Consider the following 1,669-nt stretch of genomic DNA (forward strand, 5'->3'; position numbering starts at 1 on the left):
GGTCCTGCCGCAGGCGAACTTCGCACTGCTGCTGGTGGCGATCACGAGCTTCGACCTGAAGACGCGCCGCAACAACTACTCGAGCTTGTGGATCAGCCTCGCGATCCTCTATCTGGCCGCGGTCTACGCGTGGGACTACCCATTCGGCGTCCTGGTCGCGCTGTGGGCGGTGTGCCTGGCCGGTTTCTGGGCGTGCTCGAACCTGCGGCGGATGGGGGCCGCCCATGCCTCGGCGCCTCCACGCGGGGCCGCGATGCTGGTCGTGGGAGCGCTGGCACTCGGACTCGCCGCCTTCGTCTTCATCCCGCAGCCGGCCTTCGATCCGACCGGTCCGCTCGTCGTGTCGCTTCCTTCGTACGCGAGCTTCAAAGGCGAGATGGAGAGTCCCGCCCTGCCGCTGGTTCAGGTGGGCGGCGACTCGAGCACCATCGACCTTCGCTTTCGCGGCCGCCTGGGCGACGCCCCGGTGATGTACGTGCGAACCGGTGCGCCGGCTTACTGGCGAGGGCTGGTTTTCGACACGTACAAGGACGGCGCATGGACCGCGTCCCGCAAGGGTTTCGTGGCTCAGTTTCCGCCCTACGTGCCTTCGCGCCTGCTGGGCCCCGCGCCCCCGCACAACGCGGGCACCTTCGTCCAGGTTTTCCGGGTCGCCCGCACTCTCCCGGGCGTCATCAACGCCGCCTATCCGATCCAGAGCCTCTACGCGCCGGTCACGGCGATACGCCAGGACGCGTACGGCACGTTCAGGACGCCGGATGTATTGAAGGTTGGGATGACGTACTCGGTCGTCTCCTACATCCCGAACCTGTCCGCGCAGGAGCTGCAGCAAGATGACTGGGCATTCGGTGTGAGCCCCGAAGGCAACCATGCGTACCTCGACACCGGTTCGCTGTCGCTCGGAGCCAAGCGCCTCGCATCGGACATCGCCCAGACGGCAATTGGCACTAACGACACGCTCACCCAGTACGACCTGGTGATGGCGCTGACGACGTATCTGCAGAAGCACTACCGCTACTCGCTGGAGATCGGCCATCTGCCCCCGGGCCGCGACCCGGTGGACTGGTTCTTGTTCGACACCAAGGTCGGCTACTGCGAGCAGTTCGCGACGGCCGAGGTTCTGTTATTGCGCAGCCTCGGTATCCCGGCACGCCTGGCGACGGGCTATGGGACCGGCGATTACGACCCAGTCTTGAACCAGGCGATAGTGCGCGAGCGTGACGCACATGCGTGGGTGGAGGTGTGGTTCGCGGGCCACGGCTGGGTGCCTTTCGACCCCACACCCGGCGTGTCGGGTCTCGCCGCCACCAGGTTTCCGCACCACTGGGCGGGCGGAGGTCTGGCGCGACTGATCCCGCACCTGAGCGTCGGGGCGCCGGCCGCCGCGCTTGGCTCTCTTGGCATCCTCGGAGTCATCGGCCCCGCGATCGCCACCGCCGTTGCCGTCGTGGCCCTCTTTTTCTGGCTCCGCAGCCGGCGCCAGCGAAGGCTGGCCGTCGCCGGATCTGCCCCTCTTCCAGGCGAGTCGGAGCTGCTCCGGCTGTATGAACGCCTGCAGGCCCGCCTGGGGCGCCGGCGCGCCCCGCCCGAGACACCGCTCGAATACTGGCTGGACGTCGGGGCCCCGGAACCTGTCATCGAAGAAGTGACGCACGCCGTCAACGAGGGC

The 1,669-nt window shown here is 67.6% G+C and carries 1 protein-coding gene; it reads left to right on the forward strand.

The annotated features are described in order from the left end of the window. Nucleotides 1-1,669, forward strand: a 1,669-nt coding sequence (locus VGV06_16455; GenBank protein ID HEV2056734.1) for a transglutaminaseTgpA domain-containing protein, incomplete at both ends; no start/stop codon positions are given.

This window comes from Candidatus Methylomirabilota bacterium, from assembly GCA_035936835.1.
GTDB lineage: Bacteria > Methylomirabilota > Methylomirabilia > Rokubacteriales > CSP1-6 > AR37.